The organism is Amphritea atlantica (assembly GCF_018860855.1).
GTDB lineage: Bacteria > Pseudomonadota > Gammaproteobacteria > Pseudomonadales > Balneatricaceae > Amphritea > Amphritea atlantica_A.
This window is the reverse complement of record NZ_JAHKQE010000048.1, coordinates 19,451-36,676: the sequence shown is the minus strand read 5'-3', so window position 1 is coordinate 36,676 and position 17,226 is coordinate 19,451. Positions and strand designations below refer to the sequence as shown.

The window sequence follows — 17,226 nt, the reverse complement described above, 5'->3', positions numbered from 1 at the left end:
ATAAGATAACCCCTTGCACTCTGTGCAAGGGGTTTTTTTATGTCGGTATGTTATGACCGAATCGAGCATGGGCGACAAAAGCGCGCAGCGCGTTGAACGCCGGAGCGTGTGACGGCGGCCCCGAAGCACGCAGTGCTGAGAGGGTGAAGGCGAAGCCTGAATAAAGTAGGTCATCGCCAAGCTTCAAATAAGAGACAGCCCCGATCATTAGTTTGATCGGGGCTTTTTCGTTTTTGGCGTTCGGATCAGCGGATAAAAACAGACAACAAGCAGACACGGTGGGAGCCGTCTCTGGCAGAAATAAGAGCTCGGTGATCAGCGTTGGATTAGCATTGGATCACGGGTCGTGCGAGTTATCGCTCTGGTGCGGTTCGTTCCTCTCCTCACCCTGCGGTTATGCAAATCTTTTCTGGCAAGTGGCGTTGCCATGTTTGATAATTAGCGAATAGCCGCAATACTGTGGTGTTCTATTTGTTTTTATTCTGGGAATTAGCCATTAATGTCTGATACAACGCTTTATATTTTAATTGCGGTAAATCTAATCATCGTTGCCGGACTGGTAGTCTATATCGTACGATTGCTGCAGCAACAGAAACAAAAGCGTCTAGACGCTGAGGTTAAGCTGCAAAAGATGGCGGTAGAAGTCAGTCAACATCGCTTGCATCTTATTGAAAGTCTACAAGTGATTAGTCGAGCGATTCTGAATGAAGAGATACCGCTGACGGAAGCGAGTATCCGCTGTAAGGTGCTGTTAGATAATTTAGATCCACTGCTTGCTCAATCAGAAACCTACATTGTTTTTAATGAAATTTTTGAACAGACTAAACATATTCCTCGTTTAGCCGCTTGGAAAGCACTTAAAGGCCCCGAGAAACTCGAGTTTACGGCTCATATGGAAACATTGGAATCTGATTATAATGATCAGGTTGTAACTGCGGCTAGGAGTCTATTAGCTCAGGATTTCAATCGATATCATTGAGGTTTAGATGGAATTTGTGGTTGTTTTCCTCGTTAGCTTGCTGGTGCTGCTGTTCCTCGTCGTGGGGCTTCTGTTTGGGCGAGCGCCAACTTACCGGCCTGATCGGGCGTATATACTTGCTTTAATGCAAGGCGTTGAAGACCGGTCTACGACAGAACAGGCATGGAGTCTGTTTATCCATACGCCGATCTCCCATGATATGGATTTAGAGGCGTTTCGCATACGCTGCTATCAGTTTGATCAAGGGGAGGTTGTTGGTGTTAAGGCACGAGCAGGCTTAAATGGCTATCTCTATGATCCTAAGGGGCGTAACTATATTAAAACACTTGCAGAAGAGTTTGATCTTTTTATCCGCAATGAGCCACTATCGGTAGATTTTTAATATTGTTGATGCGCTATCAGTCGCTCTAAGCGCCATAATACTTGCCATATCTCTCGAATACTTCCCGCTTTTGCCGCTTCATTTAACTCTATACTGCAGTTCTCAAGCTCTGGAAGTTCGCATAGGCCGGCTAGACCAGTTAGTTGATGGCTGTGGTCACGTATGCTTTTTATATCGTTACGGCTAAATGCTTGATGCAAGCTGTTGATCTGGGTTGAGAGCTCCTCATGCAAGTCTTCTTTACTTAATTGATATTTGATGAGGTTGGTTGCTTTTGTCGGGGCTTGTTCGTTATCAAGCGCCTTGGTCTCCAACGATTTGTCTTCATTGCAGAGCATTGCTAACAGCTTGAGTAATCGGCTGTCATTAATAGGTTTGTATTCAATTCGGCTAACGCCGGCTTGATGTAATGCTTGTTCTTCGCTGGTGATGACATCAGCTGTCAGCGCAATAATGGGAAGTTGAGGAAAGGTTTTTCGGACTACCTTGGTTGCTTCGATACCATCCATGATGGGCATATGGACATCCATAATAACGATGTCTGGTTGTACTTCATGAATGCGGGTGATCGCCTGTTGGCCGTTGCTCGCTTCATATACGGTGGCACCTGCGGACTCAAGAATTTTTCTTAAGAGTAAACGGTTAAAGTCATTATCTTCAGCGATAACGGCGGTTATTTCGGCTAGTGAAGAGAGTGAGTCAGGTGATGGTTGCTGTTCCTCAATGTTAATTGTTGCACTGTCTAGCCATTTTTTAAGCGCTGCTCGATGTAACGGTTTGCTGTTGATCGTAAGATGTGGGAAATCGCCAAGTTGTGTGAATTCACGGAGATTGCCTGTTAGCGCTGGCATTAGCAGCAGCGTGCTGCCTTTAAACGAGGCAAATATCGTCGCTATTTTAAGTTTCTGCTGGTTAGCAATATCAGGATTAGCACTTAGACTAAAAATGAGTGCTGCTGACTCTTTCTGGGTGTTTGCCAAGGTTTTTTCTAGGCTCTGAAGGGTTGCGCAAGGATGTACCTTAGTCGTCAGTGGGCGGGTTATGTCACAGAGAGAAGCTAAGCTTTCTGGATGACGATCAAAGATAATGACTTCGCGTTGAGACGATTTGAGGGGCTGTTCTTGCTGCGCTAATGGATCTGTTTTGACCATAAAATCGCAACAAATTTGAGTGCCTTTGCCCCATTGGCTACTAAGATCAACGTGTCCTTGCATCAGTTGAACGAGTTTCTGGACAATGACTAATCCTAGTCCGCTTCCTCCAAACCGGCGGGTGATCGATGAATCTGCTTGAGCAAAGGCGTTAAATAATAGTTTTTGTTGATCATCGGTAATGCCGATGCCCGTATCTCGGACACACAGCCTCATTTTTTTCCGGAAGGTATCCTGTCTAACGACTTGTAGGAAGACGAGTATTTGGCCAGAGTCGGTAAACTTGATTGCATTGCTAACAAGGTTAGTGGCTATCTGGCGCAGCCTTGTAGGGTCTCCTAAAACGTCTTCGTAGGCGGCTTCATCGACCTGATAGGCTAACTCCAAACCTTTAGCGGCGGCGCTTTGGGACTGCATCTCTAATGCTTCAAATATTACCTGTTCTGGATTAAACGATATCTGTTCTAGCTTGATGGCATCCGATTGTAGTTTCGCATAATCAAGGATGTCATCGATAATGGATAAGAGCATGGTCGACGTTTGATTAATGATTCGACAGTGTTCCTGTTGCTCAAAACTAAGATCGGTCTGTCTCAGCATATTGGTAAAGCCTAGAATAGAGGTCAGCGGTGTGCGTAGTTCATGGCTCATGCGAGCAAGAAAATTATCTTTAGCCATATTGGCCTGATCCGCATGTTGCCTAGCTAACTGTAATGCTGAATTTTGTGTTTCTAGGTTGTGCATGGTTTGTCGTAACTGAGCTGTTGCTTTTGCCACTTGGCTTTCAAGATCTAGCTTGGAGCTCTGTACCTGTTCAGCGAGTAGATTAATACCATTCTCTAGAGTCCCTAGCTCGGCATCAGAATTTGTTTCGGTGCGTGCGTCCAGTTGGCCCTCCTCAAGCTGTTTAACCACCGCTGTTAGATTAATAACCGGCTTTGCTAGCCTCTCAGCAAAACGTGCAGCGATAATAAAGGTGCAGAGTAACCCACCGAGCAGTATGAGTAGGCTATTGGTGACGATACGGTTCTCTCTTCGATGCATTGGGGTAGTCGCCATCGCGACCGTCACCCAGCCTAATAATTCTGGTTCCTGAGTTGATTTCGTTTCTGGCGAGTCACCGATCACGATCCCTTGGGAGGTAACCGGTGTGGTGAATAGCCAGATATCGTCGCCTAGGTGATGACTCGGTTGGGTTTTAAGGTCGAGGGAAAGAGGGAAGCTCTCAGAGCGGTAGAGTATCTCGCGTGCCGTGTCGGTAAATATGACGTCTGCTACATCATCTTCCTGTATCGGGCCTTGACTGAGTGCCGCTAATTGATGTGTCAAGCCTGACACGAGGCCGAATTCGGAGGCTTGGGCGAGCAGTCTGGACATGGTTTCGCCCCGTTCAATCAGGGCTGTTTTGTTATCATTGACGCGAGTTGAAACAAAGTAACCGGCTAGAACCAGGGTCATCAACACTAACGGAATCAGTGTGATCAATAGTACTTGCTGGCGGATGCCATAGCGGGAATGTTTGCTGTTCATCACTGCGCTTCGCTCTCCACAATTGTTTGTTGGAGTTCATCCGCTGTTTTTATTTTCAAGCCTAGCTTTCTTGCGACTCGCGGATTAGTAATGATTGTAAAGTATGGGCTATGGGAAGGAAGAGGTAGTGCCCCTTGAATTATAATATGGAGCTGTTCAGCCGTGTAGCGGCCTATCTCTTCGGGTGTTGTGATACAGGCTGCCACAGCACCCGCTTTGACATAATTCTGCGAGAACGCTAATAACGGCACCTGGTTTCTTAATGACATATAGAGTAACCATTTTGCCGTCGTTCTATTGAGTGTGCTTTGATCTGGGATGACTAGAAACAGATCTGAATCTTCCATTACTGGCTGAATACTCTGAATGGGGTTGCTCTCTAGTGTCAGAGTTTGATAATTGAGGCTTAAATTTAAGTTGGTCGCGGCACTTTCTAATTGTGGCAGCAGGTATTGAGAGTCTGGCCCTAGGGTGAACCCTAGCCTCTTTAAATCAGGTTTTATCTGGGTGGCTAGCTTTAGCTGACGTTCTAAGGGTTGATCGAGATAGATAGCGGTTGTACTGATACCTCTTTCTTTAAGGGCTGTTGCGTACTCTTCTGATAGTTTATGAAACCCTTGGCTGGGAATAAACGTACTGAGAATGACGCTATCTTGGGCCGCGAACTGCATTGCAAACTCGGTAGCTTTAGTGCCAACGGCGATCAGTAGTGAGTATGTGGCAAGGTGAGTGGCTGCATTATCTGTCAGGTTATCCGGATATGACGTATCTATGGGAATGGTAGGTCCTTGACTGATAATCGAGGTAGCGACAGTTTGATATGCGGGACTATCTGAGCTAAGCAGCAGCAGTGTATTGCTAGCTTTGACATTACTGCTGACAAGCATAAGTGCTATCAGCCAATAGAGAAGCTGATAGTAAGGTCTTAATCTCGGTTCTACTTCCCGTGTAGTTTTCAACATCGTCCGTTTATGCAGCGAATTAAAAGCTTAACTGGGCTTGTAGATAGGTTCGTTGTTCAAACATATTTGCAGCATAAAACTCTGAGTAGGGTTTATCGAGTAAATTTTGCACAATAACAGCAATTTTTAGGTCGCTTTTGGGTGAAAGCTTAAATGCTTTAGATATTTTGAGATCGGTTCGATGATAGGAGGCATTAGGTTCGTCCGAACTTTTGACCCCCTCCTGCCAACGGACGGAGCTTAGATAATAATGGGTTAAGCTGAGCTGCAGTCTGCTTGGTAAGGTGATGCTAGCGAGCGCCGAAGCGGTATGCATCGGGTTACGAGTTTCTAAACGGTCAATAATGTCGGTTGTGCTGCCATGTTGATTGCCATCGTTGCGATAGCCGTTACTGTCAATATAACCATAATTTACAACAAGTAACGGTTTGAGTCTGCCATCAGACTGATATTTGTATTGCAACTCTATGCCACGGTTGCTCCACTGTGCGCGGTTCATATAGACGCGATACACATTATCCAAAGGAGCTGATGCTTGCATCGTCGAATCGAGAAGTTGGTAACTCGGTGTTATACCGTTTTCTATATTTTCATAAAAGATACGGGTATCCAATTGCGAGTGCAGTTCAGGCCAACTGATCATTAAGCCGAGGTCTATGGAGTCGAGTTTTTCCGGTGAAAGATCTTCATTGGCTAGAAATTCATAGTCATAGACCTCGCCGAAGGTGCTTGTGTAGGGGGTGGGAATGTAGATAATCCGTTCAAAGTTGGACTCTAGGAGGGAAGGCATTCGGTAAGCCCGACTGACAGATGTTCTGATTGAGCTGTGTTCTGATAACTGATAATTGGCTGCGACACGAGGAGATACGCGGGTCGAGTTGCTAGTATGCTCAAGCAATGCGCCTGTATTGATGGTCCAGTCGTTAAATCCGGAGTATTCCCAGTTAGTAAATAAACGAGTGTTTTCCTCTTTTACCCACTCATCGGTATTCAACAGTTGTCGACTTTTGGCGCTGCTAGCTCGGTAAGCGATACCCGTTATCAGTTGAGAGTGGAATGAGGGTTGCTGCTTTAGTGTTATCTCTAGGTCATGTTGCTTAATGTTACCGGTTTCTGTGATTAATGCTGGAGGGTTGGCATCTATAAACTCTTGAGCAATAGATAATGGTTGCTGCAGGCTGTGAGATACTTCCTCAGCAGTTAGCTGTCGAGCGTCAAAATTATTGACAGAATGGGCATAACTCACTTTGAGTTCATCCGAACCATTGAGAATGTGAGACCAATTTATTTGCTGAAAGCTTGTCTCAAATTCTCTTCGCTTGAAGTCCCAGTCAGCTTTTGGGCTGATATCACCAATTGAGCTATAGCCTTCGGAATAACCTAAATCAACGGTAATAGTATCGAGCAATGTTGGCGAAATAGTACCTTCAAAGCTAATATATCGTTTTAGATATGGATCTTGTTCATTATTAGCAAAGCTATTGCCATCATTGCCTAAAATACCGGTTGAAACGCGGTAATGCCCATTAGTTGTTTTTTGGTTATGCTCAGCCTGAATATTGCGGGTATTGAATTCGCCGTGGGTGTATTGGATGACATCGGACTGATCACTGAGAGGGGTATGGGTGATAATATTGATTGCGCCAAGAAAGGCATTAGAGCCTTGAGTGACGGTGTTGGTTCCTCTGATAACTTCAATGCGCTCAATATCGGCAATGGTGATAGGAAGTGTTTCCCAAATGACCGTTGAAAATAGTGGGATATAGGTCGATCGTCCATCAATCATAACCTCCATCCGTGATGAAAACTTATTACTCATACCATGGTAGGCGGCGGCTGAGGTGTTGTTACCGGTATGATAGGACTGCATGCCTGGCACTAATCTGAATAGTTCTGGAATGGAGGTAGCACTGGAGGCATCGATCATGCGTCGGTCAATGATGGTGATTGACGCCGGTGCTTTACTCAGGGTTTGAGGTAGTCGTGTTGCTGAAAATGTGATCGGTAAGTCGTTAAGGTAGTCAAGCTCTGATAGCTCATCTAATTCTACACAGTGTGCCGCTACAGGGCATAATAGGGTTGTTACACACAGGCTATTAAGCGTTCTGCGTAAATTTAAAAAAGCCATGGCCGTCACGGTACCCGTTGTTAGGTTTGATTAAATCCGTGTACCAACCCCAATAATAAAAACACCCATTAAGACAGCTTCGATAATAAAACCGTTATGTTCTACGGTTTATTGTATTTTCCGCGCCTGCTTTCTGTTTATCTATTCCTGATAAGTGACTGGCCGGACTGAATTAAGGGTTACAAAGCCAATAAATATACCGGATATCGTCATCTGGGTCGATTCGGATTAAGCCGCCACGATTATTTTTTTATTGCTTTCAGAATAACAAACTTTTTATTGCTGGCGACGGTGGTGCAATGACCAAAGAGTTTTTTCAGTTTAAGGTGGTAATTAAGGTGACGATTACCGATGACCCATAATTCCCCCCCTTTTTTTAATGAGGCTTTGGCGTCATTGAACATCTGCCAAGCGATAAAGTCACCGATCGCATTTTGCTGATGAAAAGGTGGGTTGTTGAGAATGATGTCATAACTGTCTGAGGGCATGCCACTTAAGCAGTCAGTCACTGAATATTCGGCTTTGCGATCGGGAAAGGCGTTTTCAAAATTACTTTGCGCTGAAGCGACAGCCATATACGACTCATCAACAAAGCTAATAGTGGCGGCCGGATTTGCTGCGGCGGCCATCAGTCCGACAATGCCATTACCGCAACCTAGGTCGACAATATGTTGATAGCGTTGGTCTGTGGGTAGATTTTCTATGAAGAAGCGGGTACCTATATCCAGCCGTTCTCGAGAGAAAACATTCGCGTGGTTAAGAATTTGATAGTCTGTATTTTCTAGAGTGTATGACTTTGGGTAGCTATTTTCAGGGGGGGATAGCGTTAGATTTGGGGCGCTGAAAATAAGTCGCGCTTTTTTTCGTGCTAATGATGTGGTGGTGACGCCGATCAGGGATTCGAATAGTTGCAGCGTTGAGTTGTGAATCGCTTTAACCATACCTGCGGCAATAATCTTAGTATTTTCATCGATATAAGGTCTAATCCGATGGAGTTGGTCTTCCAGCTGAGCGAGACTTTTGGTGATTTTAAGTAGCACTAAGTCATAGGGTTGATCAGGAACGCCATAATCCATCAGTGAGTGTCTGAACGGAACGGCATCAGGGTCTTGCCGGTTATGTTTAAGATTATTGCGCATCCCTTGATAGGCAATAAATGAATCACTGATGGATAACGTCTGATAATCAGCGAGTGCACAGGCAAGTGTACCGAAGCTATCGTTTAACAGTAGGATTCTACTGGTCGATTTGAGAAGTTGTTCATCGTTCAGATAGTTCAGCAGATACTCATCGGCCGCATCCCAAGCACGCAGGGTTTCCTGTTGACGTATGGGGTAGCGTGCTAGTGAAAAAGTGCCTTGAGGGACTGCAAGGGTTTCCATCGTGATCCTATCTGTTGACGATTTTAGGTATTGGTTGCTGATTATAAAGAATTAACGGCGGCTGGCTAGAAAAACACCCGCTCCGATCATAATGCCGCCAGCGGATTGATTTAGTCGCTGCATCGCTTTGGGGGATTGTAACCGTTTACTGGCCCAGTGTGCGGCGGTGGCAATTAGCATCAAGCCCATCATGAGGGCGACCAACGTTAAGCCGGCAGCGAGTACTATATCATTGCCATTAAGGCGGCTCAGATCCATAAAGGTTGGCAGAAAGGCAATATAGAATAGGATGACTTTTGGGTTGGAGGCCGAAATCAAAAAGCCTTGGATTAATTCCATTGACGAACGTTTGGCGGCTGGCGTTGGTGGCTGAGTGTCCGTTTTAGCTGTGAATAATTTAAAGCCCAGCCAGATCAGATAGGCGGCGCCGATCCAGCGTATGAGGGTAAACAGTTCTCCCCAGTGCTCGGCAATGGTGGCTAAGCCAAGGCAGGCAAGGGTGAGATATAGAATATCGCTGAGTACCATGCCGAGCGCCAACATAAAACAGCGGCGGCTACCCTCAACCATTGCTTTAGCGAGAATGGCGAATACGCCAGGGCCTGGGGTAATACCAAAGATAAAAATAGCGATAAAAAAGGTAATAGCGCTTTCGAAAGACATCGTTATCTCGTAAAAATTGAGTCGAATGATGGAGGGCGTTACTCTTCAGTGACGAATTCTAGCGGTTATTTGAGCAGATCACACTAAACTCGCTGCATTTTTAAGGGGTATTGTGCGAAAATAGCAGCCCCGATTTTATAGTGTATTCAGGAGTTAAAATGTTCAGGATTTTAGTGCGTGGATTGTTACTGATGTTGCTGACGGGTGCTGTTAACGCCGCTCCTGTATTTGTTTTTACGGCTATTCCTGATCAGGATGAAACTCAGCTTAAATTGAGGTTTCAGAAGATAGCTGATTATTTACAAGAAGAGTTACAAACGGAAGTACGTTTTGTGCCCGTTAAATCTTATGCTGCAACGATTACTGCATTTAGGAATAATCAGGTGCAGCTAGCTTGGTTTGGTGGTTTGTCTGGCGTGAAAGCACGGGAGCTTGTGCCGGGTTCTGTTGCGTTGGCTCAGGGAATTGAAGATCCTGAATTTAAGTCATTCTTTATCGCCAATAGTAGTACAGGACTCACGCCGGCTGATAGCTTGCCCGAATCAGTGCGAGATATGACCTTTACGTTTGGTTCAAAAGGTTCTACATCCGGCCGTCTGATGCCTGAGTATTACTTGCGTGAACAGTTTGGTGAAAGTCCGAATGATGTGTTTAGCCGTGTAGGGTTCAGCGGTAACCATTCACGTACGATCGCGTTGGTTGAATCGGGTGCTTATCAGCTAGGTGCTTTGAACTATAAAGTATGGGAAGCGGCTGTTGCAGACGGTAATGTTGATACGTCTAAGGTGCAGGTGATCTGGGAAACACCAACCTATCCCGATTATCAGTGGACATTGCGAGGCGATATGGATGCGGTCTATGGTGAGGGTTTCTCTGATCGAGTGAAGCAGGCACTGTTAAAAATGACTGATCCCGAGTTGTTGCGCAGTTTTCCTCGTTCAGGCTTTATTCCGGCCTCTAATAAAGATTTTGAACCGGTACGTAAGGTGGCTAAAGCGGTCGGCTTACTGGATTAAGACGCATGTCTGTATTGACGATACAGAGCGATGGCCTCGGGTATGATGGCCAAACCGTTCTGGAGCCTTTCCGGCTGGATATCCGGTCTGGTGAGCATCTGATTTTGTTAGGTAAGAGTGGCTGCGGTAAATCAACGTTACTGAACCATATCTATACTGAAAATCGAGATGAATGCGCCCTAATCCCTCAGGGATTAGGGTTAGTGGATCGTTTGAGTGTTTTCCATAATGTCTATATGGGCCGCTTATCCCACCATAGTGTGTTTCATAATCTACGAAATCTTGTGATGCCTGCCGAGGCAAGGGTTGCTGAAATAGTGCCATTGTTGGAACGGCTAGGGCTGAGTGATAAATGCTTCTCAGCGGTAGCGGATCTATCGGGTGGCCAGCAACAACGAGTGGCTGTTGCTCGAGCGTTATATCAGGGCGCATCGGTTTTATTGGCCGATGAGCCTGTATCCGCTTTAGATGGTCCCGAAGCTGATCGGGTTATGTCATTACTGGGTCAGCATTTCACCACGGCTATTATCACACTACATGATGTTGAACGGGCATTGCGTTATGGGCAGCGAATTATTGCGATTCAGGATGGCGCTCTGGTACTCGATGAGCCCGCTGCACGACTCTCGGTTAGTACACTGAATGCGTTCTACTAAAATGGTGGAGATGCCAACCTATCGCTGGCCTCGCGGTGCGCGCACTGGGCTCTGGTTTCTGCTGATTGCATTACTCTGTGTGCCTTTTGCTGATTTGGAAGTTTCCAGTCTCGATCCTTGGACCGACCTAGGCCGATTGCTACAAGGCTTTATTTCGCCACAGATGATGGACCTCGAGATTGTTATTGAGGCGTTATTGGCAACCTTAGCCTTTGCCTTCGGTGGGGTATCGTTGGCGGTCGTCTGTGGTTTTTTACTGGCGTTGGCTTTTCATCACCCGTTAATGCGTGGCATCTGTGCGCTGATGCGCTCAGTGCATGAGCTATTTTGGGCACTCATTTTTCTACAGTTTTTTGGTCTTCATCCGTTAACTGGATTATTAGCGATAGCGGTGCCTTATTCCGGGATTTTTGCACGTATGTTTGCTGAAATTCTTGATCAGGTGCCAAAGCAGCCGGGCTATTCACTTCCCGCTCGTAGTGGTTATTTGAGTGCGTTGTTTTACACTCGCTTACCGTTGGCTTGGCCTCATCTAGTGAGTTACACCTCCTATCGTCTTGAATGCGGTATTCGTAGTAGCGCTATCCTTGGCTTCGTCGGTTTGCCGACATTGGGGTACTATTTAGAGTCTTCGTTCTCACAGGGATATTACCCTGAAGTGGCGGCGTTATTGATACTGTTTTATGTGTTAGTGGCAACGAAAAAACTCTGGCTGCGACGCTGGACGCTGCCTGTATTTATTGTCGGTGCGCCTTTCTTTATGGGGGAAGGTATGCCGATTATATGGGGTAATGTGTGGCGGTTTTTCTCGCAGGATATTGTCCCTGCACCACTGCGCGCGAGTGATCCCACATGGCAGTCATTTGCCGACTGGAGCTCGAATATACTGCTAGAACAGGCGTTGCCGGGTATCTGGAATACACTGATACTGTCACAGATAGCACTGGCCGTGACGGGTATCTTTGCATTATGTTTGTTTCCGCTGATCAGTCGCCACTGCTTTAGTGCTGCTGGGCGTATGCCGGGCCACCTGTTATTGGTGATTGCACGGTCCACTCCTGAATATCTATTGGCGTATATTTTATTACAGTTGCTGGGGCCTTCGATGCTGCCGGCAGTGATTGCGCTGGCGATTCATAATGGTGCCTTAATTGGTTATCTGACTGGGCGAAATAGTAATGAGATTCAACTGAGACATGATGCGCCAGTTAGACGGTTTGATCGCTACTGCTATGAGCTACTGCCGCGTACCTATCCCGCATTTTTGTCTTTTATGCTGTATCGCTGGGAAGTGATTATGCGAGAGACCGCTATTTTGGGGATTTTAGGCATTCAGACCATCGGTTTTTTTGTCGATAGTGCGATTCAGGAGATCCGCTTTGATGTTGCTCTGTTACTGATTCTGATCGCCGCGATCATGAATATCATGGTGGATATAATTGCCCGACGGATTCAGCAAAAGGTGTCCAGTTAAACCTTCCTTTCCTTTCTTTATTTATTTATTTATTTCTTTTCTTTTATCGGTCAACCTTTTTGTCTTGATGTTCGTTTGATTTAAATGAATCTGCTGAATGGAGCAGCTATTGATCACCTATAGTTTAGATGTCTGTCGATCAATATATGATGTTAAATAAAGTGATTTCAGCTTGTTGGCTGGTCCTTATTTGATTTACTAGGTAAGTCGATGGTAGATTGCTGCATCAAAAATAAATTTAAACAAGTGTTTGTTAGTCTGGTTTCTGTTGTTTTGAGTTGATGTTATTAACCCCATGATCGCCAGTATCGAATCGCTTTTTTGTTCGCTATCTAGCTAGCGTGTTTTTGCGTCAACTCTTATAGATCATAGATTCTGATATATCTAACCAATACGATCGGAAGCCTGCTATGAAACTCGTTCCGTTTGTGAAATACACGTCATGCGGTAATAATTTTGTGATTGTTGATGAAACGGAGTATTCACAGCTTACAGAAACCGATATGTCACGCTTTGCCTTTCAGGCGACGAATACCAGCTTTGGGGTCGGCTGCGATAATCTACTGGTTATTCAGCGCTGCACGGTGGAAGTGCTAACGTCTATTGCGGATGCTCGGAGCTATTGGCATTCACCGCCTAATGCCGATCAAGCTGATTATCTGTTCCGCATGTTTGAACCCGATGGCGAAGAAGCCCTCTGCTGTGGCAATGGTTTACTCTGCGTGGCGGCTCACCTGTTCAACAAACACGGTATATCGTCGGCGTCCATCTTGACCGAGGTGCCTTTGTTGCAACCCAAGGTGACTCAGGTGGGGACCGAAAGTGACCCCATTGGTGGCTGGGTCAACCTAGGTCACCCCCGGCGTACGCCCGGTGAGTTAGCGCACGGCGGGCAAGCCATCCCTTTCAGTCAGACGATTGATTTTTATCCACAGATAAATATCCGTTTTCGAGCTGGCGACCTTAGCAACGTGAGCCCCTCTACCGAGTTGCAGATGAAAGCCCATCTGGTGTTTACCGGTGAGCCCCACCTAGTGATCTTTCCTGATACTGATTTCTCGATACCTGAACTGGCAGATTATATTTTTAGCCGTTCAGATCAGTGGCCGGTTAAGGATCGCCGTGAAAATTTCGGAACTTGGCTGGTGGAGCATATCGGGCAGTATCTGAATCATCATTATCAGGCGCAATTTCCTGCGGGTATCAATGTCAATTTGGCTCGCCGGCAGAGCGATGGCGTGATTGAGAATCGCTGCTTCGAACGGGGTATCAATCGGGAGACGCTGGCCTGTGGTACGGGAGCGCTGGCGGTGGCCTATGTTTATCGTCACTTTAATCAATCGAATTTGGGCGATATTGATATTTTGCCTCATCGTTGCCGGTGGTATGACGATCAAGCGCGGATTCGCATCCAGTTTAATGACCATGGTTGGTCTCTGTCTAGTCATCCGGTGATGCTATTTGATGGTGTCTACCGCCTGTTAGCGGATCACTCGGCCGCTGAGCAGACGGTGGTATCCGTGGATGATCACAGCAGGCTAATCACATGAATCGAAGCATGGCTTTCCGTTCGGCGCAGCGATTATTTTTGGCTGGTAGTCTACAGCTGTGTTGTATTCTGATGCTTGCTGTTTTACTCCTTTTTGCCGCCTATCAGCGGGCGGGTGTCCCGGTGATCTTGACTGAGATGCTGGGCTGGGGAGGTCATGCTGCGCTGATCTCTTTGATATGCCTGCTCGGTGTTCAGATTTTCCGTCACAAAAGAGACCCTTTGAGCGGTAAAGGTGTCGGTCGGTTGATGATGGGCTTGAGTGGTGTCGCACTTGCTCTGCTTTGTTTGCAGCATTTCTGCTTTGGTTATCAGGCGTTGAGTCTGTTTGATCTGGCGAGCATTCTGCTCATTAGCTTATTAATCGCACTAGAACTGGCCGTGTTGCAGCAGAGCCGCTGCCGGTTGATCCCAGTCGGCTCTGAACGCTATAAACAGATGCGCCCGGCGATATTTCTGTTTTTATTTGGCATCGATCTGTCGATGGCATTTATTCCGTTACATATGGAAACATTGCCTCAACAGTTTAGTGGCATTAGCGCTGATATCTTGATCGGTTTACCCATCTCGGTGGAGTTTTTCTGCGTCGGTCTCGCCATTCTTTTTTGCGGTGTTTGGTTAGATCGACGTGGTTGGCAGGGGCCTTTCTACTGCGGGCTAGGTTTAACGGGGGTGGGATGTTTGTATTCTTGGTTGGCACCTGATGCGCTGCAGTTCATTCTTTCTCGTGGGGTGTTGGGGTTTGGCTATGGCCTAACATTGTTGGCATCACAGGGATATGTGATCCGTCATACCGATAACACGAATAAATCCCGAGGTTTGGCTCATCTATTTGCTGGGCTTTATTCTGGCAGTATCTGTGGCGCAGCCACCGGTGCGGTTTTGGCCGATCAGTTTGGGTATGGCCCGGTTTTTTTACTGGGGGCTGTGATTGTGTTCAGCGTGATTATCTACGCGGTGGTGTTATTAAAGCCATTAGAGGCCGAGTTAAATGTGATGCCAGTGGGGTTCAATACTGGGGCTAAATCAAAAAAACCGACGACCTTTTGGGCGTTTCTCCGTGATCGTCAGGTATTGGCAGCCATCCTGTTCAGTAGTATGCCGGCTTCGATTGCGGTGGTTGGGTTCCTTAATTACTTTAGCCCGGTTTATCTGAATCGGGTGGGGGTGAATGATGCGACGATCGGTCAAGTGCTGATGCTGTTTGGGGTTGTTCTGGCTCTGTGCGGGCCGACGATTGGTCGTTATGCTGACCAGAGTGAGACGAAACGATTGCCTATTATTCTGGGCTGTTTGCTGGGAGGCTTAGCTTTCCTGGTGTTTAGTGTGTTTGATGGTGTGGTGGCCGTTACGCTGGCGATTTTAATGTTGGGGCTGTCTAACTGTTTAGTGCTTTCTGCACAGAGTGCCTTTGTCTTAAATCAACCGGTGACTAGCGCTTATGGTGAAGGTAAGTCGATGGGGATCTTTCGTTCTAGCAGCCGTATTGGGCAAATGCTTGGGCCGGTTCTTTTTGCGGCGATTATTGCTATGACTGATATCGAGTTTGGGGTGGTACTGTTCGGTGTGGCCTATCTCGTCACGGCAATACTGTTTGCGTTATTGACTTGGAAACCTCTTCTGAAAGGTGCGGTACCGGTTCAACCGAGTCCTCAGGTTACAGGGCGGAAATAAACGGATGATCAGTCAAGATAGCGAAGATGAGTTGGTCGATAAAACTGAGGCGACTCCTGCGTTTGAAGACCCTCCTAGTGCTATGCAAAAAAAGCAGTGTGTTGAATCATTGCTTCTAGCCGTTCGGTCGAAAGCCCCGGTTATTGAGCATGTTTTATCAACGGCTGGGCAGCAACCATTGTCGACGTATTTAAATGATATTTGCCGTTTTAGTGAAGAGAGTTTCCAGCCGCGTGATGATATCGCAGAGGTTGTTGAGCAGTACTTAACGCCGTTATTGGGTCAGGCAATCGCTCAGAAAACGGCATTGGATCTACTGCTGCATCCGGTGGCATTGACCGCAAACCATCATGGCGTGGACTATTTTGCTCAGTCCGTACAAGGCAGCTTGTTGTTTGGTTTGGCGAAGCGGCAGATACCGAATGTGAGTACCATACCGGTGTTTTCATGCGCCAATATCCCGTTAGATAATCTGACATACCCCCGAGGCGCACTGCTTTATGCCTGTGATAGGCAGACTCACTGGCCACAACGGATCCCCTTTTTCTCTAATAAATTCAGGCGACAGCCCGTTGCTCGGGTTAAAGGGCTTGATCAACCGATGCTACAGCAGGCGGTAAAGCAGGTTCGGCGTCTGGCTGAGGCGGGGCAGAGCTCTGCACCGGTTAATAGTTTGTTGGCGTTGTTAGAAACGGAGTACCTCGCCGAAGATGTCTTATCTCAATCAGGTTATTCTGCCCAGTCTGTGACCTTAAATAAGCGAATCTGGAAGCGTCTATTTTGCCCATCAACTATGATGCCTGAGCTTATCACTATTGAACTTGAAGCATTAGCGGAGGGGTTATTGCTGAAAGACCTGAGGAATCCTCATAGCCTAGTGTCGGTATTATTAGGAGAATCTTTGGTCAGTGAGATGTATCAACAGCTAAACGGTATAGCCGGTTGTTGGGATTGTCAGCAATTAGAACGGCGCTGGGTAGGCAGGCAGCAGCCTGAATCTTTGACTACATCAGGTTGTGGAACTTTTTGTTTTTGGGGAGTGGATGAGCGTCTTCGTCGAATTCCTTTAATGTTGACCCGTGTGGCAGGGGTGTCAATGCTGCAAGGGTGTGATGATAATGGTAAAGAGTATGCGTTCCATCTAGATTCAGCAGCGCTGATTGACGCGATCAGCAAGGGGCAGCTGCTTCCTTCAGTATTTGGTTGTTTTCTTGTGACTGCATTAGCCCGAGGCGTTACTTGTCTCGGGGGGTATTATCAAGCGGACTATCTGCCGCAGATGCAGGCTGCGATTACTGCCGTGTTATTGAGTAACAATCACTTTGAGGTCGCCTCAGCCATTGCCGAGTGTCGTACGGACGGTTATCTGTCTGGGATGCAAACGGTGATGATTGAGCAAAACAATGGGGTATTGCCAGCAGGAGTGCTTGAAATTTTGGCTAGCGGGGTGCTCACGCCGGCGGAGCTTGAGTTTATCGAGAATATTTCACTGTCTGATGCCCACTATGCTTCGTTGGCCGAAACGTTGGCTGATATTATGCCGCAAACGCTATCATTTGAGAGCCGAGAGGCGTTGACGATAGCTCAAAAGTCGTTACTGTTAGATAGAGTTGTTTTGAGACGGTTAAGTTGATTCGTATTAAAATTCAAACGCTTGTATAAAATAGTGTATTGTTGATG

The 17,226-nt window shown here is 46.6% G+C and carries 13 protein-coding genes; 8 read left to right on the top strand and 5 right to left on the bottom strand.

Going from position 1 to position 17,226, the window contains the following annotated elements; translation table 11 throughout:
- Nucleotides 1-499: 499 nt before the first annotated feature.
- The gene (locus tag KO512_RS19610) at nt 500-979 is read left to right on the top strand and encodes a DUF2489 domain-containing protein (RefSeq protein WP_215954010.1); all 480 of its coding nucleotides are present in this window, start codon (nt 500-502) and stop codon (nt 977-979) included.
- Between the two features lie 7 nt (nt 980-986).
- Complete coding sequence (locus tag KO512_RS19605) at nt 987-1,361, top strand: hypothetical protein (RefSeq protein WP_215954009.1); 375 nt, start codon at nt 987-989, stop codon at nt 1,359-1,361.
- Here the strand turns inward: KO512_RS19605 and KO512_RS19600 are convergent.
- From KO512_RS19600 to KO512_RS19580, 5 genes are all read right to left on the bottom strand, one after another.
- The gene (locus KO512_RS19600; RefSeq protein WP_215954008.1) at nt 1,358-4,042 is read right to left on the bottom strand and encodes an ATP-binding protein; all 2,685 of its coding nucleotides are present in this window, start codon (nt 4,040-4,042) and stop codon (nt 1,358-1,360) included. The genes KO512_RS19605 and KO512_RS19600 overlap by 4 nt on opposite strands.
- Complete coding sequence (locus KO512_RS19595; protein ID WP_215954007.1) at nt 4,042-4,929, bottom strand: ABC transporter substrate-binding protein; 888 nt, start codon at nt 4,927-4,929, stop codon at nt 4,042-4,044. The genes KO512_RS19600 and KO512_RS19595 overlap by 1 nt, the downstream gene beginning before the upstream one ends.
- A gap of 94 nt (nt 4,930-5,023) precedes the next feature.
- Nucleotides 5,024-7,132: a TonB-dependent receptor plug domain-containing protein gene (locus KO512_RS19590; protein ID WP_215954006.1), complete on the bottom strand. Its 2,109-nt coding sequence runs from the start codon at nt 7,130-7,132 to the stop codon at nt 5,024-5,026.
- 242 nt (nt 7,133-7,374) lie between these two features.
- Nucleotides 7,375-8,514, bottom strand: coding sequence for a methyltransferase (locus KO512_RS19585; protein WP_215954005.1), 1,140 nt, complete (start codon nt 8,512-8,514; stop codon nt 7,375-7,377).
- Nucleotides 8,515-8,565: 51 nt separating this feature from the next.
- On the bottom strand, nt 8,566-9,177 hold the full coding sequence (locus tag KO512_RS19580; RefSeq protein WP_215954004.1) for a LysE family translocator: 612 nt from the start codon (nt 9,175-9,177) through the stop codon (nt 8,566-8,568).
- 158 nt (nt 9,178-9,335) lie between these two features.
- Between KO512_RS19580 and KO512_RS19575 the strand changes: the two genes are divergently transcribed.
- The 6 genes from KO512_RS19575 (at nt 9,336) to KO512_RS19550 (ending at nt 17,179) form a co-directional block, all read left to right on the top strand.
- Nucleotides 9,336-10,193, top strand: coding sequence for a putative selenate ABC transporter substrate-binding protein (locus KO512_RS19575; protein ID WP_215954003.1), 858 nt, complete (start codon nt 9,336-9,338; stop codon nt 10,191-10,193).
- Between the two features lie 5 nt (nt 10,194-10,198).
- Entirely contained in the window at nt 10,199-10,849 is a 651-nt protein-coding gene (locus tag KO512_RS19570; RefSeq protein WP_215954002.1) for an ATP-binding cassette domain-containing protein, read from the top strand.
- Complete coding sequence (locus KO512_RS19565; RefSeq protein ID WP_215954001.1) at nt 10,836-12,323, top strand: PhnE/PtxC family ABC transporter permease; 1,488 nt, start codon at nt 10,836-10,838, stop codon at nt 12,321-12,323. The genes KO512_RS19570 and KO512_RS19565 overlap by 14 nt, the downstream gene beginning before the upstream one ends.
- Before the next feature lie 410 nt (nt 12,324-12,733).
- Entirely contained in the window at nt 12,734-13,873 is a 1,140-nt protein-coding gene (locus KO512_RS19560; protein ID WP_215954000.1) for a diaminopimelate epimerase, read from the top strand.
- Nucleotides 13,870-15,546 carry an MFS transporter gene (locus KO512_RS19555; protein WP_252735132.1) on the top strand — a complete coding sequence of 559 codons (1,677 nt, stop codon included), beginning with the start codon at nt 13,870-13,872 and terminating at the stop codon, nt 15,544-15,546. Before KO512_RS19560 ends, KO512_RS19555 begins: the two co-directional genes overlap by 4 nt.
- 4 nt (nt 15,547-15,550) lie before the next feature.
- Entirely contained in the window at nt 15,551-17,179 is a 1,629-nt protein-coding gene (locus KO512_RS19550) for a hypothetical protein (protein WP_215953999.1), read from the top strand.
- Nucleotides 17,180-17,226 lie beyond the last annotated feature (47 nt).

Bases quoted from the DNA above. Each gene is read 5' to 3' on its own strand.
- KO512_RS19610 (WP_215954010.1), top strand. From the start codon at position 500: ATGTCTGATACAACGCTTTATATTTTAATTGCGGTAAATCTAATCATC.
- KO512_RS19605 (WP_215954009.1), top strand. From the start codon at position 987: ATGGAATTTGTGGTTGTTTTCCTCGTTAGCTTGCTGGTGCTGCTGTTC.
- KO512_RS19600 (WP_215954008.1), bottom strand. From the start codon at position 4,042: ATGAACAGCAAACATTCCCGCTATGGCATCCGCCAGCAAGTACTATTG.
- KO512_RS19595 (WP_215954007.1), bottom strand. From the start codon at position 4,929: ATGCTTGTCAGCAGTAATGTCAAAGCTAGCAATACACTGCTGCTGCTT.
- KO512_RS19590 (WP_215954006.1), bottom strand. From the start codon at position 7,132: ATGGCTTTTTTAAATTTACGCAGAACGCTTAATAGCCTGTGTGTAACA.
- KO512_RS19585 (WP_215954005.1), bottom strand. From the start codon at position 8,514: ATGGAAACCCTTGCAGTCCCTCAAGGCACTTTTTCACTAGCACGCTAC.
- KO512_RS19580 (WP_215954004.1), bottom strand. From the start codon at position 9,177: ATGTCTTTCGAAAGCGCTATTACCTTTTTTATCGCTATTTTTATCTTT.
- KO512_RS19575 (WP_215954003.1), top strand. From the start codon at position 9,336: ATGTTCAGGATTTTAGTGCGTGGATTGTTACTGATGTTGCTGACGGGT.
- KO512_RS19570 (WP_215954002.1), top strand. From the start codon at position 10,199: ATGTCTGTATTGACGATACAGAGCGATGGCCTCGGGTATGATGGCCAA.
- KO512_RS19565 (WP_215954001.1), top strand. From the start codon at position 10,836: ATGCGTTCTACTAAAATGGTGGAGATGCCAACCTATCGCTGGCCTCGC.
- KO512_RS19560 (WP_215954000.1), top strand. From the start codon at position 12,734: ATGAAACTCGTTCCGTTTGTGAAATACACGTCATGCGGTAATAATTTT.
- KO512_RS19555 (WP_252735132.1), top strand. From the start codon at position 13,870: ATGAATCGAAGCATGGCTTTCCGTTCGGCGCAGCGATTATTTTTGGCT.
- KO512_RS19550 (WP_215953999.1), top strand. From the start codon at position 15,551: ATGATCAGTCAAGATAGCGAAGATGAGTTGGTCGATAAAACTGAGGCG.